The sequence below is a fragment of the Flavobacterium artemisiae genome, assembly GCF_042678225.1.
Taxonomy (GTDB): Bacteria; Bacteroidota; Bacteroidia; order Flavobacteriales; family Flavobacteriaceae; genus Flavobacterium; species Flavobacterium artemisiae.
Window position 1 is genome coordinate 1 of sequence record NZ_JBHUDZ010000016.1, and the last position, 23,446, is coordinate 23,446.

The following is a 23,446-nucleotide window of genomic DNA, read 5'->3' on the forward strand; positions in this document are numbered from 1 at the left end:
CTGCGGGTGCAAAAGTAGAACCTTTATTTACATTTTCAAGCCTTTTTTTTATATTTTTCTCATCTTTTTTCCATCTTTTTCTTAACTCGCTGGTAACAGCTCCTTTACAAAGCAATGTTTTTTCTTGTTTTGTAGGTTTTTTCTTGTTCCGTGTGTTGTTTTGACATTTTATACTTGTGTTCCATCGCAATTTTTATGGAGTTTTTAGTTTTCTATCCCTCTTTTTGCTCTTTTTATCCTTAAAACTCTTTTGAAAACTGCCTGCCATAGCCCTGATGGGAGGGAAAATCCTTTGGGGCCGGGGTTCGGCCCCAAAGATTGGAAGGAACAGCAGGAAACAGCTCCTTATTATTATTGAAATTTCACTTTTTTAAATTCCAATTTAGTATTGGGCAATACTTAGCGCTGCTTTATTTGGATGTTGATCTACACCTAACAGGTTTTGGAAACCTGTTAGGTGACTAAACAACTATACTTATATATTATGTACAAAAAAACAAACCCGACAGGTTTTGAAACTTGTTAAACTATACTTATATATATGTATAACATTTAAGTCTTCCCGACGAAATATCGTTGCTTCTCAAATTTGAATATTTTTAAACTAATTTAATCTTATTATCAATACCTTCGTGTAGTCATTTAATGATGGAAGAATGTATTTAATCCAAAAACAGATTCTTTTATCGCTTTTACTTTTGTCAAATCTTAGCCCTTCAATCTAGTGATGAAAGTGAAACAAGCGGTATGATTAAAAAAATCTTAATCAGAGTAAAAGCCATTTTAGATTTAAGTACACGTTATCTTATACATTATAATAGATACTGATTTATCATACTCAAAATTTATAAATGAAACCATCTTTACTCATAAGGTATTTTATCCTTGTACTGCTTATTATTGGCGATTCTGCTATAATGACTGGTAATGAACAAGTTTATACGGAGTTACAGGTAAAAAAGGCTGAAAAATCGTTAAATGGTTTACATGCAGACATCAATAAAATCAATACATTACTTAATCTAAGTGATTGGTATCAAAAATCTTATGAAAATCCAACAACATTAGAGAAAGCTTTTATTTATGCTAAAGATGCTCTTCTTTTAAGTGAATCTTTGCATTCTGATATTTATGCTGGTAAGTGCTATCTGCAATTGTCAATGCTTCATCAATTGAGGAATAACAATTCTATGATAGAAGTCTGCGCCAGAAAAGCAATCGATTTTTTAAACAAAACAAATCAAATAGATGATTTGGGAGAGGCATGGGTAATGGTCTGGTCTGCCAAAATGCGTACAAATGCACCAATATCTGAGCGAATGACACCAATTTACAAAGCGGCTTCGATATTCAAACGTTCAAAAAACAATAAAAGAATTGGTGATTGTTATAAAGAAATTAGTGAGTTATATTTTGCACGTTCCGACTTTTTCAATTCTATGAATGCACTAAAAAGAGCGGTATATTATTATAGAGCTGCACATCTTAATGAAAAAGATATCTACCCCATTTCTTTAAGATTAAGTATTCTTCTTGAAGCAGATAGGAAAAACAAGGATATTATTAAACTTAAAAATGAGACATTTGCTCAACAGAACAAGCTTAAAAGTGAAGCTTTTTTGCGTAATTCAATGATAATTTCTCTAGTTCTTTTACTCATAATCTTAGGATTACTCTACAAAAGTTTTGTGTTTAAGAAGAAAACAAATTTGGTACTGGAAACACAGCAAAATGAAATTCATCAAAAAAACAATACTTTACAAAATCTGGTAATTGAAAAAGAATGGCTACTTCGGGAAATTCATCATCGGGTAAAAAATAACTTGCATATGGTTGTTGGCCTTCTTGCAAGCCAAGCCGAGTTTTTAAAGAATGAAGAAGCTATCAAAGCCATAAACGAAAGTCAGAATAGAATACAGAGTATGTCTTTGATTCATCAAAAATTATATCAGTCAGAAAATCTTTCGATGCTGCATATGCCTTCTTATATTTTTGAGCTGACTGAATATTTAAAGGATTCTTTTGATACAGGCCAATCTATACGTTTTATACTTGATATTGATAACTTTGATCTTCCTCTTTCGCATTCCATTCCAATTGGCTTAATCTTTAACGAAGCCATTACTAATTCTATAAAATATGCTTTTCCGAATGGTAAAACGAAAGAAATTAAAATTTCTTTGAAAAGTGATAGTGATAAAAGAATTGTTCTAACGATTCATGATAACGGAATTGGTCTTCCGAAGGATTTTGATCCTTATAACAATCCTTCGCTTGGAATACAACTAATGCACGGACTTTCTGAAGATATAAAAGGCTTATTTACAATCGAAAACGACAACGGTACCAAAATGATATTGGTATTTTCTATGAACGAACAATTGATTAATACATAAATTACGCTGTTATGGCAAAGTCACTAAAAATTCTAATTGTCGAAGATCAATTTATTGAGGCGAATCATTTGCGGATTATGCTTAAAAAAGCAGGACATTCTATTATCGGGATGGCTAGATCTGTAGCCGATGCTAAATATTATATTGCGCAGGAAAGACCTGAATTGGTTTTGCTTGATATTTTTCTATCAGGAAAAGAAACCGGTATTGATCTTGCCGAAATACTTAAGGAAGACAACATTCCTTTTATTTATTTGTCTGCTAATTCTAATGAAGAGGTTCTTAATAAAGCAAAACTAACACATCCGTACGGTTTTTTGGTCAAACCTTTTAGAGAGAAAGATCTTTTGGTAACCATAGAAATTGCAAAATATCATCAGGAACATGGAATTGAGTCTTCGATTAGAAAGGAACTTTTATTTCAGAAGAAATTAAAAACGATAATCACAAAAAGTGGTTCTTGGGATGAAAGGGTCCTTAATATTATAACTTCTTTACAATCATTAATTTCTTTTGATCTTGTTATGGCCGTTTTTTATTTGGATAATAAATTGTCAAATAAGGTTTTAGGTTATGCCAGAACGGGTTTGCATGAATATCAAAAGATTGGAATTGAGGAATTACAAAACATTACGGCTTTAAAAGAGTCTGAGATAAATGAACTTCGAAGCAAAAGCAAAGTCGAGACAAAAGCTACTTTCTATAACGATCAGGATTTTATAAAAATATGTGAAAAAACACCAATTAAAAAAATGATTGCCGACGCAATGAATATGCGGTCTAATCTCATGCTCCCTGTTCCGTTGACTTTTAATGAAAATGGCGGATTATATCTCTCTTTTTTCAGCAGACAGGACAACAATTACAATAAAAATATCTTAAATCTTTGCGAGAGACTTCAGGAGCCTTTAATTTTTGCGATTGAAAACTTAGTTGGTCATGATAAAAAGCTCAATAAAAAGAATAATTCAGCTGCACATCAAAGCAATAATAAAAATTTAAAAATATCTGGTTTTGAATCGATTGTAGGGAAAAGTGCTATTTTACTTAAATTATTCGACCATATAATACAAGTTGCGCCAGCAGAAACAACTGTTTTAATTACAGGCGAAAGCGGTACAGGTAAAGAAAGTATTGCACAAAGTATCCAACAATTGTCGAATCGTAATAATCAGCCTTTTATAAAAATAAATTGTTCGGCCTTACCTCCAAGTTTAATTGAATCCGAATTATTTGGTCATGAAAAAGGTTCTTTTACAGGAGCCACAGAAAAACGAATTGGTAAATTTGAACAAGCTCACAACGGCACTTTATTTTTGGATGAAATTGGCGAAATGCCTCTCGAAATGCAGGCAAAACTACTTCGCGCTTTACAGGAGAAAGAAATCGAACGCGTTGGCGGCAATGCTCCTATAAAAGTGAATGTTCGAATAATCGCGGCCACAAACTGTAATTTAGAGAAAGAGGTAGCCGAAGGACGTTTTAGATTAGATTTATATTATAGACTCAATGTTTTCCCGATTCAACTTCCTCCTTTACGTGAACGAAAAGAAGATATCGGACTTCTAGCACGCCATTTTATCGCAGTTTACAGTGCCAAAAATGGCAAAAATGTAAGCGAAATATCCGAAACGGCTTTAAAAAGTTTACTCTCTTATCATTGGCCAGGTAATATCAGAGAACTAGAAAATCTGATTGAAAGAAGTATTCTTTTGGCTAAAACTGATATAATAGAACATATTCCGCTTCCTGCTCATGAGGAAATTAAAGTTCATAACAGCTCAAATGAATGGTATTTTAAAACCATCCAAGAAAATGAAAGAGAGCATATTATAAATGTTCTCGAAAAATGTAACGGAAGAATAAGGGGCACTGGCGGTGCTTCCGAAATATTAGGCCTTCCTCCTACTACACTGGCTTCGCGAATGCAAAAACTTGGAATTAAGCGAAGTCATTTTTAGAATTATGATTTTTTATTTAATACAATTCATTTGTAATTTCATTCATTGATAATCATTTATCATTCTCGATGCGTTTACAATGCGTCCCCATGGTTGAAACCATGGGATATTTTTGATAAAGATTATACAAAAAACAATTTTCTATACGAAAAAATTCCACAATGAATAAATATAGCCCACGGTTTCAACCTCGGGAACGCAATCCATACGTTACACATTCAAACTATAATTCCTAATTAAATCTCAATTCACATAAATACACAACATTAAACATAAACCTCCCTATTCAAAATCATAAATTATAAATGATTAAAATAAAAAGAAACGATATAAAGTCGTTTCTTTTTCGTTTTACAACGAAATATAGTTGGCTGTAAATCAGTAAAAACAACATAAACCACTGTTTTTCAATTAACTAAACAAAAAGGTCTGGTTTTAGCATACAGTTTGGCATAACACTAAAATAGGTTATTATGCTAAGCGAAACCCCGAACACAATTCTTTTTATTACAGGTGCATTTGTGAGCAATAAATGCTGGGACGAATGGAAGACCTTTTTCGAAAATAAAGGATTTAAAACACTTGCACCACCGTGGCCATACAAAGATGCGCCTGTAGAAGTACTTCGTGAGCGACACCCCGATCCGCAAATTGCTGGTTTACGATTATCAGAATTGATTTTATATTTTGAAAACATCGTTAAAAAATTACCTCAAAAACCAATTGTTATTGGTCATTCAATAGGCGGACTTATTGCTCAAATTCTTTTGCAGCGAAATCTTGTAACATCAGCAGTTGCAATACATTCTGTTCCGCCACAAGGAATTATGACTTTTAAATTTTCATTCTTAAAAGCTGGCTGGGGTCCGTTAGGATTTTTTACTTCGACTAAAAAAACATTTATGATGAGCTTTAGTCAATGGCAATATGCTTTTACGAACGGAATGCCCGAAGAATGGCAGGAAACGTCTTATTGTACTTATGCAATTCCAGAATCTAAATTGATTGTTCGAGATACTATAACCTCTGCAGCAAAAGTAGATTTTAATGCGCCTCATAATCCGTTATTGATGATCGCGGGTTCAATAGATCATACTATTCCTGAATCGCTTAACTTATCTAATTACAAAAAATATACAGACAAAAATTCCATTACCGATTACAAAGTTTTTATTGGACGAAATCATTTTGTTTTGGGACAGCCGGGCTGGCAGGAAATTGCTGTTTATATACAAGAATGGCTGGCACAATTGCCTTCAAAGAGTATTTAATAACCAATTATATTTTTTTAATCATTAACTAAAATTTTAAATTATGAAAACTATTTTATTTCAATTAAACCCCAATTTCACTATTAGAATAAAGCACTTTTTTGCCTTTGCTCTTTTGTTACTAACTATGATTTCCTGCAATAAAAAAACAGAAGAAACTCCTGTTACTGAAACAAAAACGGCTGAAACAGAAGCTGCTCAAACTAAACCAGCTGATCCGCCAGCCAATTTTAAACACGAAACGGCAACCGTAAACGGAATCAAAATTCATTACGTAATTGGCGGTAAAGGCGATCCTTTGGTGTTAGTTCACGGTTTTGGTCAGAACTGGTATATGTGGAACCGACTTTTGCCAGAACTTTCTAAACACTTTACTGTAATTGCTCCTGATTTAAGAGGTGTTGGCGAGTCTGATAAACCAGAAAGCGGTTACGATAAAAAAACAATGGCGTCAGACATTCACGAATTAGTGAATCAGCTTGGGTATAAAAAAATCAATTTGGCAGGACACGATATTGGTCTGATGGTAGCTTATGCTTATGCGGCGCAATATGGAGACAGCGTAAATAAAATAGCTCTTATGGATGCGCTTTTACCTGGAATTGAGCCAGTTTGGTCTAATGTAAAAGGATCTGCTTGGTGGTTTGGTTTCTTTGCATGGCCGGCTTCTGGAGATATTGTAAAAGGAAAAGAAAAAGAGTTCTTAACTAATTTCTGGCCTGTGGTTGGACACGCAAAAGATCCGTTTACTGCCGAAGAACAAGCTGAATTTATTAGAGCTTATGCAACTGAAGGGGGAACAACAGCGGCATTTAAATGGTTTGGCGCATTTGATCAGGACGGAAAAGACAATGTTATTTTTATGAAGAAAAAACTAAAAATGCCATTATTAGCAATGGGCGGCGAATATTTTGCGGCAGCTTTCCTAAAAGATCACTCCAAATTAGTGGCTGAGAATGTGACTGAATCTAAAATCGCAGGTGCAGGACACTGGCTGGTTCAGGAAAATACGGCTCAGGTTCAAAAAGACTTACTGGCATTTTTCTTAGCTAAATAATCTGAAATAAGTAAACTGTTGAATTTTATTTAAACACATAGAAATATAGATTTTTTTACTGTTGAGAAAGAGCATGGAAAGAAACTAGTTTCTAACACATAGTTACAGAAGTCAAAGCTATGTGTATTGATGCAAGTGAAACGCCTTTCAACATAAAGTAAACTATGTTTCTATGTGTTTAAATAAAATTCAACAGATTACTTTAAAATATTTTTATCATGAAAAATATACTCATACTATTTTTTATTTTGACTGGCTTTTTTGCAAAAGCACAGCAAAAAGCGGATCTGATTATTTATAATGGAAAAGTGGCAACGATGCAAAAACAAGGCGAATTTGCAGAAGCTATTGCCATGAAAGACGGGATTATTCTAGATACTGGAACAGCAAAAAATATTCTGGCTTCTTATAAATCATCAACAACAAAAACAATTGATGCAAAAGGAAAAACAGTTATTCCAGGACTGAATGACAGTCATATGCATGTTATTCGTGAAGGACTAAATTATAATACTGAACTCCGTTGGGATGGTGTAAAAACCTTAAAGCGTGCAATGGAAATGCTGAAAGAACAAGCGGCAAGAACTCCAGAAGGTGTTTGGATTAAAGTTATTGGCGGCTGGAACGAATTTCAGTTTGAAGAAAAAAGACAGCCAACTATTGACGAAATCAATGCTGCGGTTCCTGACAAACCTGTTTTTATTACCTATTTGTACGGAAAAGCTTTTCTAAACAAAAAAGGAATTGAAGTTTTGGGTTATACAAAAGACACTAAATACGAAGGAAGTGTTTTAGAGCAAGATTCAAAAGGCAATTTAACGGGGTTAATGTACGCAAAGGAAACTCCAAAAGCGATTTATATGACGATGGGATTAACCACAAAACTAACTCCCGAGGAACGTATAAACAGCTCGATACAGTTTAATCGAGAACTAAATCGTTTCGGATTAACAAGTGTAATTGACGCTGCGGGAGGAAGTCAAAACTTTCCTGCGGATTATGTTACTTCGCTGGATTTGGCTAAACAAAATAAACTAAGTCTTCGTATTTCGTATTATTTGTTTGCACAGCAAAAAGGAAGAGAATTACAGGATTATGAAAAATGGGTTGCCGAAACGCAGATCAATAAAAATGATAATTTGATAGTTGCAAATGGTTATGTAGAAGAAGGCGCTGGAGAAAATATCGTGGCTTCGGCAGCTGATTTTGAAAATTTTCTCGAACCGAGAATTGTTTTGTCTGATGAAATGGAAAAAGATCTGGAACCAATTATTCGATTATTAGCCAAAAACAAATGGCCGTTTCGTCTGCACGCAACTTATGGCGAATCTATTGACAGAATGTTGAATGTTTTTGAGAAAGTCAATACAGAAATTCCGTTTAACGGTTTACGTTGGTTTTTTGACCACGCTGAAACCATTACACCTTCTGAGTTGGAAAGAGTTAAGAAATTAGGCGGCGGAATTGCTGTTCAATTCAGAATGTATTATCAAGGCGAATTGTACAACAAATTGTATGGCGCTCCAAAAACACAGCTTCCTCCTATCAAGAAAATGCTTGAATTAGGAATTCCGGTTGGAGCGGGAACTGATGCAACACGTATTTCAACTTTTAATCCTTGGATGTCTTTACATTGGCTGATTACCGGAAAAACAATTGGCGGCATGCAGTTTTGGCCGAAAGATCAAATCTTAGATAAATATACTGCACTGCAATTGTATACCAACGGAAGCGCTTGGTTTTCTGGAGAGGAAAAAGAAAAAGGAAAACTTATAAAAGGAATGTATGCCGATATGGCGATTTTATCTGACGATTATTTTTCGGTTAAAGCGGACGATATTCGAAAAATAGAATCGGTAATGACGATTGTAAACGGAAAAATTGTTTACGCTTCCGCGGAATATAAAGCGTTGAGTCCAGAAATTCCAGCGGTAATTCCGGATTGGTCGCCAGTGAAATATTTTGGCGGTTATCAGAAACAATGACAATGGAAAAATTCAATGGCAATGACAAATTCGATATCAGTATCAAATTTATAGCGTGGTAATTAACACAGAATTATTTGTCATTCGCATCCCATTGCCATTGAATTTGCCATTGTCATTGAAATTTGTCATTGCTATTGATATTGAAAGAATGAAACCAAGAGAGCAAAATGTTTCTCTTTAGCCCTGATCGCAGTGATATCCTTTGCTTTTTTTCTTTAAAAAAGGAAAGATATAACGGAGAGCAGGAACCATGTTTCCTGAAAAAGCCAAATCTTCTGCTTCTAAAAATATAAAAATATAAAAAATCAATTATGAAAAATTATAAAAATATACTAGCTGTATTGCTGTTTGTAATTTCATTATTTACAGCACAAAATACGTACGCACAGATGCCAATGCCACCCGAAGTTCCGATTTGGGATGCTAATAAAGTTACGCTTCAATTACATAAAATCTCGAACAATGTTTATGCGGTTTCGCCTTCGACAACTGAAACGGAAACCACAAAAGGGATTCCGCAGGCGACTTCGGCGGGATTTATTGTGGGTGATAAAGGTGTTTTGCTGATCGAAACGATGTTAAGTAAAAGACTTTACGACCAATTGTATAAACTGATTCGTTCGGTAACGCCAAAACCAATTGTTTACGCTGTGAACACCAGTGATCACGGCGATCATTGCTTCGGAAATTATTTGCTTCCAAAAGAAACAATTATCATTCAGAACGAATTCTGCAAAGAGAATCTGGCGAAAAATTACGATAATATCAAAAACTTTATGATTATGCTTTTTGGTAAAGATCGCGGCATCGAACAAAGTGTTTATCGTCCTGCTGACATTACGATTGCTGTAAACCAAAGCATGAAATTAGATTTGGGAGGCGGAAAAATTGTTCAGATCATCAATACAGGAACGGCGCAGTCTCCGGCAGATTTATTTGTTTATTTGAAAGATACAGACAAAAATGTTTTGTGGGCTGGAAATCCGTTTATTGCTGAAAGTCCCGCTATTCCTTGGCTTTTTGATGGTTATTTTTTGGAACCAGTTAAAAATCTTCAGAAAATTTATGACATGATTGGTGATAACGATGTTGTGGTTCCTGGACACGGAAGAATTACTGATAAAAAAGGCATCAAATATACGATTGATTATGTCAATGCTTTAAAACAAAATGTTGAAACAGCTGTAAAAAAAGGAGAAACTCTGGAACAGGTTAAAACTTCGGTTACTATGAAAGAGTTTGATAAAGGTTATGTACTTTTTAATTGGCTGCATTACAACTTTAACATTCCGAACGCTTACAACGATATTAAGAAAAACAATTTAGGCAAATAGCCATGAAAAAATTTATTCTATTATTTTTCAGTTGTTTTGGATTATATTCTCAATCTTATCCAGAATTTAAACCGATGCGTTTTGACGAAAGCTATGCTGTTTTACAAAATGATACGGTGAAAAAAAACTGGTACAAAACAATGAAATATATACCGATTTCTGCTTCAGGAGAAACGTATTTAAGTTTTGGCGGCGAAGTTCGCTATCAATATTTTTATGCTAAAAACGAAAAATGGGGAGACGATCCTGTAGATAATGACGGCTACATCTTAAACCGTTTTTTGCTTCATGCTGATTTTCATGCGGGAAAACATTTTAGGGCTTTTGTTCAATTGCAAAGTAGTAATGCGAGCGGACAAATTGATCCGAGTCCAGTTGATAGTGATCCGCTAGAAGTGCATCAGGGATTTATTGATATTTCTTTACTATCAGAAAAAGACAAACAACTGCTTTTTAGAGCGGGAAGACAGGAATTGAGTTACGGTTCACAGCGTTTGGTTGCAGTGCGGGACGGCCCGAATAATCGTCAGTCTTTTGACGCTGTAAAAGCGATTGCGGGTTTTGGAAATTATCGTGGTGATTTCTTTTATAGTCATTATGTGGTAGCACAAGACGGAATTTTTGATGATTATTCGAATAAAAAAAGACAGTTTTGGGGAAGTTATTTTGTCATCAATAAAATTCCGGCTTTAAAGAATATCGATCTCTATTATTTAGGTTACAAAAGAGCCAATGCCAATTTTGATGACGCAAGCGGATTGGAGCAAAGACACTCGGTTGGAACTAGAATTTGGGGAAAATATGAAAACTGGCGTTACGATGCTGAAGCTGTTTACCAGTTTGGAAGTATTGATTTAAAAGATATTGAAGCCTGGACGGTTTCTCTGAATACGGGTTATCGATTTTCTTCTGTAGTTCTGAAACCTGAACTTGGCTTTAAAGTCGAATTAATCAGCGGTGATAAAACTTCGGGCGATGATAAAATAGGAACTTTTAATCCGTTGTTTCCACGAGGTGCTTATTTCGGACTTGCTTCGGTAATTGGACCTTCGAATTTGGTTGATTTTCATCCGTCGTTAAGTTTTGAATTGTATAAAAATCTTGAATGGGTTTTGGATTATGATATGTTTTGGCGTTACAGCGCAACTGACGGAATTTACGGCCCAAACACCATGATGATTTATCCCGGAAATACCACAGATGCGAAAAAAATTGGTAATCAATTGGAAAGCGAAATCATTTATCAGCCAAATCAGTATTTATATTTTCGTTTGGAAGCGACTTGGTTTAGAGCCGGTGACTATTTAAAGGCTTCGGGAGCGGGTAAAAATATGGTTTTTACTGGAGTAACTATGCAGCTTAAGTTTTAATGTGTAACCTCAGTTTGTCATCTCGACGAAGGAGAGATCTTCGCAAGCAGCTCCACAAAGATTGGCGAATTACTGTGCGGAGCTGCTTGCGAAGATTCTTCGTTCCTCAGAATGACAAAACTAGAAGAAGAATATGGTAATTTCTAAATATCAAAAAAATGACAACACGAAGAGATTTTATACAAATGGCTGGTTTAACAGGCGCTGCATTATTAGCAAATCCTGTTGATGCCTTTTCAAATCATAAAAAAGAAGAAAAAATGGAGGCATCTATAAAAAATAAATGGCTGGACGGTTCACGATTAGTAGTTTCGATCTCTATGCAGTTTGAAGCCGGCGGACAGCCAGAAAATGCAGAAAGTCCTTTTCCACAAAATATGCAGAAAGGATTTATAGATCTTCCGGCTTTGACTTGGTACCAATATGGTTATAAAGAAGGGATTCCGCGAATGTTGGACAATTGGGACAAACATGGCATAAAAGTTACGTCGCATATGGTGGGTTCTGCAGTTTTGCAAAATCCTGCTTTGGCGAAAGAAATTGTACAGCGCGGTCATGAGGCTGCGGCACACGGAATGAATTGGAGTTCACAATACGCAATGTCTTATGAAGAAGAAAAGAAATTTATAAAAGCCGGCGTTGACGCTGTAAAAAATGTTACCGGATTTACTTCTGTAGGATATAATGCCAATTGGCTTAGACGTGGCGCAAACACCATTAAAATTCTTCAGGAATTGGGTTTTACTTATCATATTGATGACTTAAGTCGAGATGAACCTTTCATAATTCAAGCCAATCAAAAGGATTTTGTTGTGGTTCCGTACACGATTCGCTGTAATGATATAGTTCTTGTTGAAGGAAAAAACTTTTCTGCCGATCAATTTTTTAATCAGGTAAAAGCAGAATTTGATCAGCTTTATGCGGAGAGCGAATTCAAACGCAGACAAATGTCTATAAGTTTTCACGACAGAATTGGAGGCACGCCGCAAATGGTAAAAGTTACTTCTGATTTAATTGATTATATGAAAAAACATAAAGGAGTCAGTTTTAAACGAAAAGATGAAATTGCAAAAATGACGCTTGAGGACAAAACGTCAATTCGAGAATAATAAAAAATGGAGAACATCGTAATTCTCCATTTTTTGTTTTATTTATTTGAAAATCCTACCAATGATTTTTCCAATTTCAGCAAAATCATCCAGATTACTTACAGCTCTTTTTTCAGAAGCATTTTTGTATGTTTTAGAGAAAGGATAAATCAACAGATAATTGTTATCTAGTTTTTTATTCAGTAATTCAGGTACTTCGCGCATTTGTGGAAAATAAGAATACATTCCTCTATCGGCCATCATAACAATAAGTCCTTCGTCTTCTTTTAGACTATAGGCTTTTTGTACCGCCTCAGACCATGAAGAAATAGTATTAAATTCGGCTTCAAGATTGGCATTTTTTGCAATTCTCCTCAAAATTTCGAGTGTTTTATCATTTCCAAAAAAACTCATTTTCGCTCCAGAATTACGTCCGATATTCCAAATTCGAAGCATGGAATGAAAAAATCCAGCATCTTTTTCTGCATTTGAAGGAATTAAAACCACATATCTTTTGATTGTTGATAATGGCTGTACACCGTGATAAACCAAAACATTGATATTTTTATTGTGCAGATAACCATTATACAAATTGTATATAAAACTAGGCGAAAAACCTTTTTGCCCTTCTAGTCCAATAATAAGATCGGTTATTCCCTGTTCTTTTATCACATTGCTGATACCGTTTACAACATCATTATCGTGTCTTGTTATTGCTTTTAATTTTACATCTGCCCCAGCTGCCATTTGATTTGCAGCGCCTAATATTTTTTCTGCATTTTTTTCAGACGATTCATTCGCTTCATCATTGATTATATTAATAGCAAAGAGATTTGGGTTTGTATTCGTTTTTACCACTAAACCCAGATTAACCATTTTTTCTACAGTTGCTTCATGATTTACGGCAAGCAGGATTTTTTCATCGTCTTCGTTTTTTCCAGAAACGGTGTCGTCTTTATCAGCTTCGGCAATGCGCTGTGCACTTGCCATAGAGACAAAAGATGATATTGTACACGAAATCAAGATCAAAAGAATACTTCCATTTAGAACATGTTCATTTAAAAGCCTTATTGGTTCGCCTGTTTCAGTTTCAGAAATAATGATATTATATCCTACCATAACCGAAGCTAAAGTTGCGGCTGCAGATGCTGAACTCAAACCAAAAATAAGCTGTCCTTCATCATTCGTTAGACGAAAAGTTTTTTTGGTCATCATCGCTGCAATGTATTTACCACCAATGGAAGCAATTAACATTATCGAAGCAACACCCAAAGTTTCCCAGCTTTTGAAAAAGGCTTTAAAATCAATCAGCATACCGACACTAATTAGGAAGAAAGGAATAAAAATGGCGTTACCCACAAACTCTACTCGATTCATAAGTGAGGAAGTATGCGGAATCAATCTGTTGAGTGCTAATCCGGCAAAAAAGGCACCGATAATGGCTTCTATTCCTGCTAGTTCTGCCAGCAGCGCCGCAAGATAAATCATTACAATTACAAAAATATATTGCGATATTTTGTCTTCGACATTTTTAAAAAACCATCTTGCGATTATCGGAAACAGTAATAAAACGATCGCAGTAAACAAAACCATTGAAACCGATAATTTGATCCAAAAAGCGGCCCCGACTTCTCCTTGCGACATTCCCACGACAACTGCCAATACCAAAAGCGAAAGTACATCTGTAATCATAGTACCGCCGACTGTAATATTAACCGAGAGATTTTTAGCAATTCCCATTCCGCTTATCATTGGATAAACAATTAAGGTATGTGACGAAAAAAGACTTGCGAAAAGAATAGATGTGAGAACCGAAAAATGTAATATATAATAACCTCCTAGAAATCCTAATACAAAGGGAACTGCAAAAGTGTAAATAGAAAATGTGATGCTTTTCCATTTATTCTTTTTAAAATCTCCCATATCAATTTCTAGTCCCGCCAGAAACATGATGTATAAAAGGCCAGTTGTTCCAGTAACCACGACACTGCTGTCTCTAGAAAGGACATTAAATCCGTTTGGACCAATTACGGCACCTGCAATAATAAGACCTAATAAATGCGGTACTTTTATTTTGTTGAGCAAAAGCGGAATACATAAAATAATGATCAGTTCTATTAGGAATTTTAAAAGCGGATCGTCTATAGGAAGTGTAATATGTTGTATACTTAAAAACATGTGTTATTTTTTTGAAGAAGGTGTAAGTTCGACAGAGAATTTTGCGGTACAATTATCCTGTCCGATAATGGTTTGTGTGCCCTTTATAACACTTTCTTTAACATCATCAAGTACTATATTTATTTTTAATTTGTTTTTGGCGGTATTGTCTTCTGTAAAATCAAGCGTAATTTTTTCTGCATCATACAATCCTGAATAAACACGGATCAGTTTATTGTTATTAATGACATTTGTATAATTTCCTGTAGAATCTGATACAAACTGCCAGACTTCATTTCGCTGGTCTCCAATAACATAATTACTGCAATTAGATTCTCTACATACAATTTTACTGTTCCAGGACATTGCAATATTTTTTGGCCAGTTTTTAATTTTAGGAACAGAATCTTCTACGGTTTTAAGATCATTCAAACTGTCTCTCATATCCAGCAGTTTTTGGTATTCAGCTTCCTTGTCGGCAAACTGTTGTTCTCGTTTTAAAAGTTCATTTTCTCTCGTTGTCAATTCCTGTTCTTTTTTGTGACTGCAGGAAAGTAAAATAGAGAAAAAAAATAGTAAAAGTAGTTTCTTAAAAAGCATAAATAGTGTGTTTGGTCTTTACAATTTAAGGATTTTATTTTTTAAAATCGTTTAAAAAACAAATAAACAGTCTTGCATCCATCAGAAATAATAGGATTCATTCATTCAAAAACAAAATGACAGTCTTCTTTCAAAACAATAAAAATAACTTCAACAGCTATTTTCAGACGTTTTTTTACCTAAGACAAAGTGCACTAAAAAACATTTACAACTCACTATAAATCAATATTTTAATTAATCAAAAAAAGGGGAAAATTCCCCTTTTTTGGTACCTATACGTTTTTCTATCTTCGACAACTCTATAAGCCTCAGTCTTTTACAAGCTCAAAGCACCGCTAAAAATCTTTTTTATTTAAAATTGATTAGCGCTTTTCTGCTGTATTCTTCCACACGCTTTTAAAAACTCGAATTGTAAAATTAAAATAGTATTCAAAATGGTTTTTGAAGTTATTCAAATAATTACAGAACAAGTAAACAACTATCTCGACGAAATCGGGCTTGAAAAAACTGTTGTGGCAGAAAATATTGCTTTTTTAGAATCTCAAAACGATACCGTAGCAGACAATTTGGAAGATAAAGTAGCACTGACATTAATAAATTTGGATGAAGAATCAACTTTAAAAAATTTTCCAAATCATAAAATTGAAAATACGAAAACCATTTACAGAAACAGTGTTATCAATTTAAATCTGTATTTGCTTTTCAGCGCCAACCGATCGGCTTATGTCAATTCCTTAAATGATATTTCAAAAATTATAGCCTTTTTTCAGGGTAAAAGACTTTTTACACAAGCCAATACCATTTATAACAGAAATAATGTGGCAATGGCGAATATCGATAACTTCAAATTTTCGGTCGAACTCTACACTCCCACTTTTGAAGAACTTAATTATATCTGGGGCACTTTAGGAGGAAAACAGCTTCCGTCTGCTTTATATAAAGTGAGCATGATACAAATCGAACGCAATTTACCGCAAGGTTCTGGACAATTAATCAGCAAAATCAGAGGTACAGCCAAAACAAAAGAACAGTCATGAGTTTTAATCTTACATACAGCCTTTTGTTTGAAGTAACTATTTTTCATAATTACTTTCTTGATAATGGAGAAGAAACTTTTGCCAGTATGTCTGCTTCCGCAAAAGAAAAAATGCTCCAAAGTTTTACAATCGATTCGTTTACAGTCATTAAACCAACATACGAAACCAATTTGCTGCTTAAAAATTATAAAATGGTTTTTAAAATCACCAAAACAGGTTTTAGAGTCTATGTCAAAGTAAAAGAAACAGATGAAGCAGATCCGTTTATAAAAATTCCATCCGATTTAAACTTAAAATTTATTGTTTCACTTACTGATTATCAGTTTGAAAATTACACCAATTTGGATTTTCCTTTAAATCGAGTTTTTCTGTTCAGCAATGTAAAGCCAGCAACAGAGCCGGTTTCTTTTCAATACATTCCAAAAACAAATGAAAATAAATTAATTTCTAATGATTTTTTGGTGTCCGAAGAAACTACAGTTGCTCTTACTTCAACTTTACAATCAATAGAAAAACAAGCTGTTTTTGGAATAATTTCTCTAAATCTTAAAGGTGATAATGTTTCTGGAAATATCATCACTAATGCAGGCAAAATTGTTAGTCCTCATTTTAAAATTCATTTCGACAACCGAAAAACATTTTGGAAATTCATCAATAGCAAAACTGCGACAACTATTGAAACCAACGATGCTAAACCGCTTACTCATTCCGGTTTTGTAGAACTTGATCCTCTCATAGACTTTACGCCGCCACAAGCTGCAGATAGTCATTATCCTAATCCATCTGTAAAATCAATATTAAAAATCGACGACGATTTTTATTCAGAAATATTTATTTAATAATTAAAACAATTTAATCATGGCAACAACTTACAAAACACCTGGGGTATATGTTGAGGAAATCGTAAAGTTCCCTCCTTCTGTTGCTCAGGTAGAAACAGCGATTCCTGCTTTTATCGGCTATACTGAAAAAGCTGCTAAAAAAGTCGAGAACGACTTAGACAGGGTTCCTACCCGAATTACCTCTCTACTGGATTATGAAACTTATTTTGGATTTGCTTATCCAGAAAATACCATCTCAGTAGATGTAACAGATGTGGTAACAGACAACGTGGTAATCGAAAGGAATATTGTGGTAAATCAGCCAAGTTCTCCAAAACCATTTTTAATGTATTATTCGCTTCAAATGTATTTTGCAAATGGCGGCGGACCATGTTATATTGTTTCGGTTAGAAATTATGAAGATGTCAATAATAACGAAAATCCTGTTCTATTTGCTGATTTAACTGCCGGATTAAATTTATTAAAAGCAGAAGACGAACCAACTTTAATTCTTTTTCCAGATGCAAAAGCGCTGAGCGAAGATGATTTTTATTCTTTATATTCTAATGCGTTAATCCAATCTCACGATTTACAAGATCGATTTACGATTATCGATACTTATACTTCAACCGATATCGGAATTGATTCTAAAGCGCTTCGAGATAAAATTTCTCTTGAAAAAGATTATTTAAAATACGCTGCGGCATATTACCCGTATCTGGAAACTATTTTAGATTACAGATATAATGAAGAAGATATTTTAATTAACCATGTTACCAATGTTCCCGACGCGATAGCAACTGCTTTTGGAGAAGTCGTTAATGCATTAGCCACTTTGTCACTTACCAGAGCAAGCTTAGTTTCTGTAACCGATGACAGCGGGAATGCTGTAAACGATTTAATATCGGGAACTGTTGCCGATGCACTTACTTATATTGATAGTCCTGCAGGGTATAATAATGCCGCAGCTGGATCTGAAGATTTTAGTGTTGCCAAAACAACTGCTTTTATTCCAATTTTAAAAACTTTAACCGATGATCTGAATACTTTGATTTCGGATAAAGATAAAATACAAAATGCGGCAGAATCTGCTATAGCTTCTGTAGAAGAAGTGGCTGGCGCTGCAGATGCGCTTCAGGCGGCACTTGATGTTTTTACTGGTTTATTTGAAGGAAATAATAAAATCGAAAAAGTAAGAGACAATCTTATCGATTTGACCGCCAAATTAAAAGCGGCCAACACGAATTTAAAAGTAGCTCAAAATGTTAAAACCAATACCACTAACGTAATTGGAGAAATTGGAAAACTATTAAGTTTTACTGTGCCAACAGCGCCAAACAATTCTATCACGCAGTTACCAAATGATAATTTAACGATTTCTGTAGATGTTTTCAACCAATCTACTTTAACAGAAAATTTGACTTCGCTTGTTGAAACTATTCGAGACGAAATCAATAATGTCACCACTACCGATGTAAATAATGGAGCCATGAACGGACGCTATTTAGGTGATATCGAAGGTTTGGACAACAAATCGTACAACGCTATAAAAGCTGAAATCGCTGCTTTACCGCTTACACTGCCTCCAAGCAGTGCCGTGGCCGGAATTTATGCTCGTGTAGATTCTAATAGAGGTGTTTGGAAAGCGCCTGCCAATGTGGGAATTAATTATGTAATAAGACCAGCTATAAAAATTACAAATGTCGATCAGGACAATTTAAACGTCGATACAGTTGCTGGTAAATCCATTAATGCAATTAGAAGTTTTACTGGAAAAGGAACCTTGATTTGGGGGTCAAGAACTCTGGCTGGTAATGATAATGAATGGCGCTATGTTCCTGTTCGACGTTTTTTTAATATGGCTGAAGAATCCATCAAAAAAGCTACAGAACAATTTGTATTTGAACCAAACGATGCCAACACATGGATAAGAGTCCGCGCGATGATCGAGAATTTCTTAATTCTGCAATGGAGAGCTGGAGCATTGGCTGGAGCAAAACCAGAACAAGCTTTTTATGTTAGAATTGGTCTCGGACAAACCATGTCTGCATTGGATATTCTCGAAGGAAGAATGGTTGTCGAAATCGGAATGGCTGTAGTGCGTCCGGCAGAATTTATTATTCTGCGTTTCTCTCACAAAATGCAGGAATCTTAATTTAATACTAACATTTAAAAATATAAATCATGAGTTATCCGCTACCAAAGTTCCATTTCTCAGTTGACTGGGGTGGAACAAAAATAGGGTTTACAGAAGTTTCTGGTTTAGACCTAGAAACTGAGGTTATCGAATACCGTCACGGAGCAAGTCCAGAATACAGCAAAACCAAAATGCCAGGCATGCAGAAATTCTCTAACATTACCTTAAAAAGAGGAACTTTTGCAAGCGATAATGAGTATTACAATTGGTGGAATACCGTAAAACTCAACACGATTGAAAGAAGAGATATTACCATTAAACTTCTAAATGAAGAACACGAACCTGTGATTACTTGGAAAGTAAAAAATGCGTGGCCTACCAAAGTACAGTCTACAGATTTGAAAGCAGATGGTAACGAAGTAGCGATAGAATCTATGGAATTGGTTCATGAAGGATTGTCTATTCAAAATGATTAATCATGGCGAACTATTATCCACCTGTCGGTTTTCACTTTTTAGTTGAATTTGAAGGTCTTGGTTCGCAAGAAAAAGACCATCAGTTTCAATCGGTTTCTGGATTGTCTGTAGATATCGAAACCGAAGAAATTGCCGAAGGTGGAGAAAATAGATTCAAACACAAACTTCCAGTAAAGACAAAATATCCGAACCTGACTCTAAAAAGAGGAATTCTGATTGATTCTAAAGTAATCGACTGGTGCAGAGATGCTATTGAAAATTTTTCTTTTAAACCTGTAAATCTAACAGTCAAACTGCTTAACGAAGAGCATCAGCCTTTGGTTTCTTGGAATATAGTTCACGCGTATCCTGTAAAATGGACGGTTGAAGATTTTAATGCTGAGGAAAGTAAGCTTGTAGTAGAAAACGTTGAGCTGACTTACAATTATTTCACCTTAATAAAAAGTTAGCTATGCCGATAGAAATAAAAGAGCTTCACATTAAAATAAACGTGAACGAAGGATCAAAAAAAAGTACTCCAAGTGCTCCAAAAAGCAAAGATCAGGATGCTGTAGCCGAATGTGTAGAACAGGTAATGAAAATCATTGAACGTAAAAAAGAACGTTAGTCATGGCTGGAGAATTAGAAAAACTAAAGGTTGTAGCTTATAGTGACCCCGAATTTAACAACAAAATTTCGGATGGTGAATTTTCTACGTTAATGAATCCCGAAAAATACACCTATCATTATAAGATTGAGACAGACGATACACAGGCTTCAGGGACAAGCACCGTTTCGCCCAGATTCAATAAAAAGTTACCCGAAAACCTCGAACTCGATTTTGTTTTTGACAGATCTGGTGTAATCAATGGTTATGCCAGTACTCCAGACGGTATAATAGATGATATCGAGAAATTCAAAAAAGTGATTTTGGATTATAATGGTGACGAACACAAACCTAATTATCTCATTATTTCTTGGGGAACATTACTTTTTAAAGGTGCTTTGACCGAAATGGATGTAGAGTTTAAACTCTTTAAACCCGACGGAACTCCGATAAGAGCAATTGCAAAAGCGAAATTTCAAGGTTTTGTAGAAGACAATTTAAGAGTAGCCAAAGAGAATAATAAGTCGCCAGACTTAACCCATTACAGAATTGTAAAAGAAGGCGACACACTGCCTTTAATGTCTTACTATATCTACGGCGATTCTAAGTATTATCTGGAAGTTGCCAAGGTTAATAATATTGTGAATTTCAGAAAATTAAAAACCGGACAAAAGTTATTTTTTCCACCATTGCAAAAACAATCCTGATGAACAACAGCGGAGTCATACAAACCAGTAAAAGTGCCGATTTGGTAACACATAAAATTTTAGTTGAAGGCGAAGAATTATCCAAAACCTATCAAGTAAAAAGCATTGTGGTACAAAATGAAATCAATCGGATTCCGATGGCGCAAATTGTTTTGGTTGACGGAGAAGCTTCAGAAAGGGATTTTAAGGTGAGTAATGAAGATTTATTAATTCCAGGAAAAAAAATTGAAATCAACGCTGGTTATCACAATGACGAAGAAACCATTTACAAAGGCATTATCATTAAACATGCAATAAAAATAAAAGACAGCACTTCTTTATTAATTATTGAATGCAAAGACGAAGCTGTAAAACTGACTATTGGCAGAAAGAGCAAATACTTTTATGATGTAAAAGACAGTGATGTTTTTGGAGAAATTATAGACGCGTATGGTTTGGATAAAGATGTTGAAGGGACCAATTTTAGTCATAAAGAATTGGTGCAGTACAATACCTCAGACTGGGATTTTATAGTTTCGAGAGCACAGGCAAACGGAAAACTTTGTTTTGTTGAAAATGGAAAAATCACCATTAGCAAACCAGATGTCAGTTCATCCCCTGTCGAAACGGTTACGTTTGGCTCTTCTTTATTGGATTTTGATGCTGAGATGGATGCCCGAAATCAGTTTGCAAAAGTGTCTTCGTACAGCTGGGATTATACCAATCAGGAATTAGTAGAAATTGAGGCTAATGATCCTGCTGTAAGTCTCAACGGAAATCTCTCTGCTTCTGATTTGTCTGGAATTATCGATCACGAAAATCTCGAATTACGTCACGGCGGTACTATAACCGAAACCGAACTTCAGGATTGGGCCGATGCTAAACTGCTGTTTCAACAATTATCAAAAATTAGAGGAAGAGCCAAATTTCAAGGAATTCCGTCAGTAAAGCCAAATACCATCATTACACTCGAAGGTGTTGGCGACCGATTTAACGGAAATGCCTATATCACGGGCGTTTTTCACGAATTAACCGAAGGAAATTGGACAATTGACGCACAATTTGGCCTCAACCCGGAATGGTTTTCTGAAACTTTTGACATTCATACACCAACTGGTTCTGGAATTATTCCAGCAATAAAAGGACTTCATGTGGGAATTGTAACGCAACTAGAAAGTGACCCAAATGGTGAAGACCGCATTTTGGTTAAAATTCCAATTATTAATAATGATGAACAGGGAATTTGGTGCCGTGTTGCTTCTGCCGATGCCGGAGACAAAAGAGGTATTTTTTTTAGACCCGAAATTGAAGATGAAGTGATCGTGGGCTTTATCAACGAAGATCCGAATAATGCAATTGTTTTGGGAATGCTTCACAGTAGTGGAAAACCAGCTCCCATTACGGCTTCTGACGATAATCATGAAAAAGGAATTGTAACCCGAAGCGAAATGAAAGTCTTGTTTAATGATGAGAAAAAATCAATTGCAATTGAAACGCCAGCTGGTAAAAAAATAACGCTCGATGAAGACAAAGGCGTCATTAAAATTGAAGATGAAAATTCGAATGTAATTACTGTAGACAGCGCCGGAATAAAGATGGAAAGTCTTGGGAATATCGAATTAAAAGCTACCGGAGATGTAAAAATTGAAGGAATGAATGTCACCGTAAGTGCTACAGCACAATTTAAAGGTGCAGGAAATGCAGGAGCAGAATTATCTTCTGCCGGAGTAGCAATTGTAAAAGGAAGTCAAGTAATGATAAACTAAACAAATTATGGGATTACCAGCTGCAAGAATAACAGATATGCATGTTTGTCCAATGGTTACCGGAACAGTGCCACACGTTGGCGGTCCAGTGCTGCCTCCAGGTACGCCAACAGTATTAATCGGCGGTATGCCTGCCGCTTGTCTAGGTGATATGATGGTTTGTACAGGTCCGCCCGACACCATTCTCGGCGGTTCTGCAACAGTCTTAATTGGCGGTAAACCTGCTGCCAGAATGGGAGATTCTACTGCACATGGCGGTACAATTGTCGCCGGATGTCCAACTGTTTTAATTGGTTAGTGATGGAAACTGAACAAGATTTTTTAGGTATTGGATGGAGTTTTCCGCCTGAATTTAAAGAAAATACCAAAGCGGTGCATATGCTGGCTGGTGAAACTGATATTAAAAGCAGTCTAGAAATTCTGCTTTCGACCAAAATTGGCGAGCGTATTATGCAGCCCAAATACGGCTGTAATATGGATGAATTAATATTCAATCCGTTAAACCGGACTTTAAAAACGTTTGTTTCAGAACTGATTCGAACAGCCATTTTATATCACGAACCCAGAATTGATGTTGAAAAAATTGACATTACAAAAGGAGATGATCTAAGCGGCGAATTGTTGGTTTTGATTGACTTTAAAATTCGTGCGACCAATTCTAGAATAAATATGGTTTATCCATTATACAAACAAGAAGGAACCGATTTATAAATTG

Annotated in this window: 20 protein-coding genes; 18 read left to right on the forward strand and 2 right to left on the reverse strand. The window is 35.1% G+C overall.

All coding sequences use genetic code 11. The features are described from left to right. Window positions 1-851 precede the first annotated feature (851 nt). From ACFSC2_RS16605 to ACFSC2_RS16640, 8 genes are all read left to right on the forward strand, one after another. Entirely contained in the window at window positions 852-2,396 is a 1,545-nt protein-coding gene (locus ACFSC2_RS16605; protein WP_379815454.1) for a sensor histidine kinase, read from the forward strand. A gap of 11 nt (window positions 2,397-2,407) precedes the next feature. Beyond that, window positions 2,408-4,357, forward strand: a complete 1,950-nt coding sequence (locus tag ACFSC2_RS16610) for a sigma 54-interacting transcriptional regulator (RefSeq protein ID WP_379815455.1) — start codon at window positions 2,408-2,410, stop codon at window positions 4,355-4,357. A gap of 473 nt (window positions 4,358-4,830) precedes the next feature. After that, the gene (locus ACFSC2_RS16615) at window positions 4,831-5,628 is read left to right on the forward strand and encodes an alpha/beta hydrolase (RefSeq protein WP_379815456.1); all 798 of its coding nucleotides are present in this window, start codon (window positions 4,831-4,833) and stop codon (window positions 5,626-5,628) included. Between the two features lie 43 nt (window positions 5,629-5,671). Continuing rightward, window positions 5,672-6,685 carry an alpha/beta fold hydrolase gene (locus ACFSC2_RS16620; protein WP_379815457.1) on the forward strand — a complete coding sequence of 338 codons (1,014 nt, stop codon included), beginning with the start codon at window positions 5,672-5,674 and terminating at the stop codon, window positions 6,683-6,685. 218 nt (window positions 6,686-6,903) lie between these two features. Further along, window positions 6,904-8,670: an amidohydrolase gene (locus ACFSC2_RS16625; RefSeq protein WP_379815458.1), complete on the forward strand. Its 1,767-nt coding sequence runs from the start codon at window positions 6,904-6,906 to the stop codon at window positions 8,668-8,670. A gap of 314 nt (window positions 8,671-8,984) precedes the next feature. Next, complete coding sequence (locus ACFSC2_RS16630) at window positions 8,985-10,007, forward strand: MBL fold metallo-hydrolase (RefSeq protein WP_379815459.1); 1,023 nt, start codon at window positions 8,985-8,987, stop codon at window positions 10,005-10,007. Between the two features lie 2 nt (window positions 10,008-10,009). Then, the gene (locus tag ACFSC2_RS16635; RefSeq protein ID WP_379815460.1) at window positions 10,010-11,377 is read left to right on the forward strand and encodes an alginate export family protein; all 1,368 of its coding nucleotides are present in this window, start codon (window positions 10,010-10,012) and stop codon (window positions 11,375-11,377) included. 158 nt (window positions 11,378-11,535) lie between these two features. Further along, complete coding sequence (locus tag ACFSC2_RS16640) at window positions 11,536-12,486, forward strand: polysaccharide deacetylase family protein (protein WP_379815461.1); 951 nt, start codon at window positions 11,536-11,538, stop codon at window positions 12,484-12,486. 42 nt (window positions 12,487-12,528) lie between these two features. On the opposite strand, the gene ACFSC2_RS16645 is transcribed toward ACFSC2_RS16640, so the two are convergent. Continuing rightward, window positions 12,529-14,643, reverse strand: a complete 2,115-nt coding sequence (locus tag ACFSC2_RS16645; RefSeq protein WP_379815462.1) for a cation:proton antiporter domain-containing protein — start codon at window positions 14,641-14,643, stop codon at window positions 12,529-12,531. 3 nt (window positions 14,644-14,646) lie between these two features. Then, entirely contained in the window at window positions 14,647-15,222 is a 576-nt protein-coding gene (locus ACFSC2_RS16650) for a hypothetical protein (RefSeq protein ID WP_379815463.1), read from the reverse strand. Window positions 15,223-15,656: 434 nt separating this feature from the next. Here ACFSC2_RS16650 and ACFSC2_RS16655 point away from each other — a divergent pair, with 434 nt between their 5' ends. Genes ACFSC2_RS16655 through ACFSC2_RS16700 form a run of 10 tightly spaced genes read left to right on the forward strand, consistent with a single transcriptional unit; the run spans window position 15,657 to window position 23,442 of the window. Continuing rightward, a complete protein-coding gene (locus tag ACFSC2_RS16655) occupies window positions 15,657-16,259 on the forward strand; it encodes a Pvc16 family protein (RefSeq protein ID WP_379815464.1) in 603 nt (200 codons plus the stop codon). Next, entirely contained in the window at window positions 16,256-17,098 is an 843-nt protein-coding gene (locus ACFSC2_RS16660; RefSeq protein WP_379815465.1) for a hypothetical protein, read from the forward strand. The genes ACFSC2_RS16655 and ACFSC2_RS16660 overlap by 4 nt, the downstream gene beginning before the upstream one ends. A 19-nt stretch (window positions 17,099-17,117) precedes the next feature. Beyond that, the gene (locus tag ACFSC2_RS16665; protein ID WP_379815466.1) at window positions 17,118-19,235 is read left to right on the forward strand and encodes a phage tail sheath C-terminal domain-containing protein; all 2,118 of its coding nucleotides are present in this window, start codon (window positions 17,118-17,120) and stop codon (window positions 19,233-19,235) included. Between the two features lie 29 nt (window positions 19,236-19,264). Further along, window positions 19,265-19,693 carry a phage tail protein gene (locus ACFSC2_RS16670; RefSeq protein WP_379815467.1) on the forward strand — a complete coding sequence of 143 codons (429 nt, stop codon included), beginning with the start codon at window positions 19,265-19,267 and terminating at the stop codon, window positions 19,691-19,693. A gap of 2 nt (window positions 19,694-19,695) precedes the next feature. Then, window positions 19,696-20,142 carry a phage tail protein gene (locus ACFSC2_RS16675; protein ID WP_379815468.1) on the forward strand — a complete coding sequence of 149 codons (447 nt, stop codon included), beginning with the start codon at window positions 19,696-19,698 and terminating at the stop codon, window positions 20,140-20,142. 2 nt (window positions 20,143-20,144) lie between these two features. Then, complete coding sequence (locus ACFSC2_RS16680; RefSeq protein WP_379815469.1) at window positions 20,145-20,300, forward strand: DUF5908 family protein; 156 nt, start codon at window positions 20,145-20,147, stop codon at window positions 20,298-20,300. A 2-nt stretch (window positions 20,301-20,302) separates the two neighbouring features. Beyond that, window positions 20,303-20,986 (forward strand): CIS tube protein, encoded by a 684-nt coding sequence (locus ACFSC2_RS16685; protein ID WP_379815470.1) that lies wholly within the window; start codon window positions 20,303-20,305, stop codon window positions 20,984-20,986. After that, window positions 20,986-22,731, forward strand: coding sequence for a type VI secretion system tip protein VgrG (gene vgrG / locus ACFSC2_RS16690; RefSeq protein ID WP_379815471.1), 1,746 nt, complete (start codon window positions 20,986-20,988; stop codon window positions 22,729-22,731). Before ACFSC2_RS16685 ends, vgrG begins: the two co-directional genes overlap by 1 nt. 7 nt (window positions 22,732-22,738) lie before the next feature. Beyond that, on the forward strand, window positions 22,739-23,029 hold the full coding sequence (locus tag ACFSC2_RS16695; RefSeq protein ID WP_379815472.1) for a PAAR domain-containing protein: 291 nt from the start codon (window positions 22,739-22,741) through the stop codon (window positions 23,027-23,029). 2 nt (window positions 23,030-23,031) lie between these two features. Continuing rightward, window positions 23,032-23,442 (forward strand): GPW/gp25 family protein, encoded by a 411-nt coding sequence (locus ACFSC2_RS16700; RefSeq protein WP_379815473.1) that lies wholly within the window; start codon window positions 23,032-23,034, stop codon window positions 23,440-23,442. The last annotated feature ends 4 nt before the right edge of the window (window positions 23,443-23,446 follow it).

What these genes read in the sequence shown, in the direction of transcription:
- ACFSC2_RS16605 (WP_379815454.1), top strand. Translation starts at nt 852, where the DNA reads ATGAAACCATCTTTACTCATAAGGTATTTTATCCTTGTACTGCTTATT.
- ACFSC2_RS16610 (WP_379815455.1), top strand. Translation starts at nt 2,408, where the DNA reads ATGGCAAAGTCACTAAAAATTCTAATTGTCGAAGATCAATTTATTGAG.
- ACFSC2_RS16615 (WP_379815456.1), top strand. Translation starts at nt 4,831, where the DNA reads ATGCTAAGCGAAACCCCGAACACAATTCTTTTTATTACAGGTGCATTT.
- ACFSC2_RS16620 (WP_379815457.1), top strand. Translation starts at nt 5,672, where the DNA reads ATGAAAACTATTTTATTTCAATTAAACCCCAATTTCACTATTAGAATA.
- ACFSC2_RS16625 (WP_379815458.1), top strand. Translation starts at nt 6,904, where the DNA reads ATGAAAAATATACTCATACTATTTTTTATTTTGACTGGCTTTTTTGCA.
- ACFSC2_RS16630 (WP_379815459.1), top strand. Translation starts at nt 8,985, where the DNA reads ATGAAAAATTATAAAAATATACTAGCTGTATTGCTGTTTGTAATTTCA.
- ACFSC2_RS16635 (WP_379815460.1), top strand. Translation starts at nt 10,010, where the DNA reads ATGAAAAAATTTATTCTATTATTTTTCAGTTGTTTTGGATTATATTCT.
- ACFSC2_RS16640 (WP_379815461.1), top strand. Translation starts at nt 11,536, where the DNA reads ATGACAACACGAAGAGATTTTATACAAATGGCTGGTTTAACAGGCGCT.
- ACFSC2_RS16645 (WP_379815462.1), bottom strand. Translation starts at nt 14,643, where the DNA reads ATGTTTTTAAGTATACAACATATTACACTTCCTATAGACGATCCGCTT.
- ACFSC2_RS16650 (WP_379815463.1), bottom strand. Translation starts at nt 15,222, where the DNA reads ATGCTTTTTAAGAAACTACTTTTACTATTTTTTTTCTCTATTTTACTT.
- ACFSC2_RS16655 (WP_379815464.1), top strand. Translation starts at nt 15,657, where the DNA reads ATGGTTTTTGAAGTTATTCAAATAATTACAGAACAAGTAAACAACTAT.
- ACFSC2_RS16660 (WP_379815465.1), top strand. Translation starts at nt 16,256, where the DNA reads ATGAGTTTTAATCTTACATACAGCCTTTTGTTTGAAGTAACTATTTTT.
- ACFSC2_RS16665 (WP_379815466.1), top strand. Translation starts at nt 17,118, where the DNA reads ATGGCAACAACTTACAAAACACCTGGGGTATATGTTGAGGAAATCGTA.
- ACFSC2_RS16670 (WP_379815467.1), top strand. Translation starts at nt 19,265, where the DNA reads ATGAGTTATCCGCTACCAAAGTTCCATTTCTCAGTTGACTGGGGTGGA.
- ACFSC2_RS16675 (WP_379815468.1), top strand. Translation starts at nt 19,696, where the DNA reads ATGGCGAACTATTATCCACCTGTCGGTTTTCACTTTTTAGTTGAATTT.
- ACFSC2_RS16680 (WP_379815469.1), top strand. Translation starts at nt 20,145, where the DNA reads ATGCCGATAGAAATAAAAGAGCTTCACATTAAAATAAACGTGAACGAA.
- ACFSC2_RS16685 (WP_379815470.1), top strand. Translation starts at nt 20,303, where the DNA reads ATGGCTGGAGAATTAGAAAAACTAAAGGTTGTAGCTTATAGTGACCCC.
- vgrG (WP_379815471.1), top strand. Translation starts at nt 20,986, where the DNA reads ATGAACAACAGCGGAGTCATACAAACCAGTAAAAGTGCCGATTTGGTA.
- ACFSC2_RS16695 (WP_379815472.1), top strand. Translation starts at nt 22,739, where the DNA reads ATGGGATTACCAGCTGCAAGAATAACAGATATGCATGTTTGTCCAATG.
- ACFSC2_RS16700 (WP_379815473.1), top strand. Translation starts at nt 23,032, where the DNA reads ATGGAAACTGAACAAGATTTTTTAGGTATTGGATGGAGTTTTCCGCCT.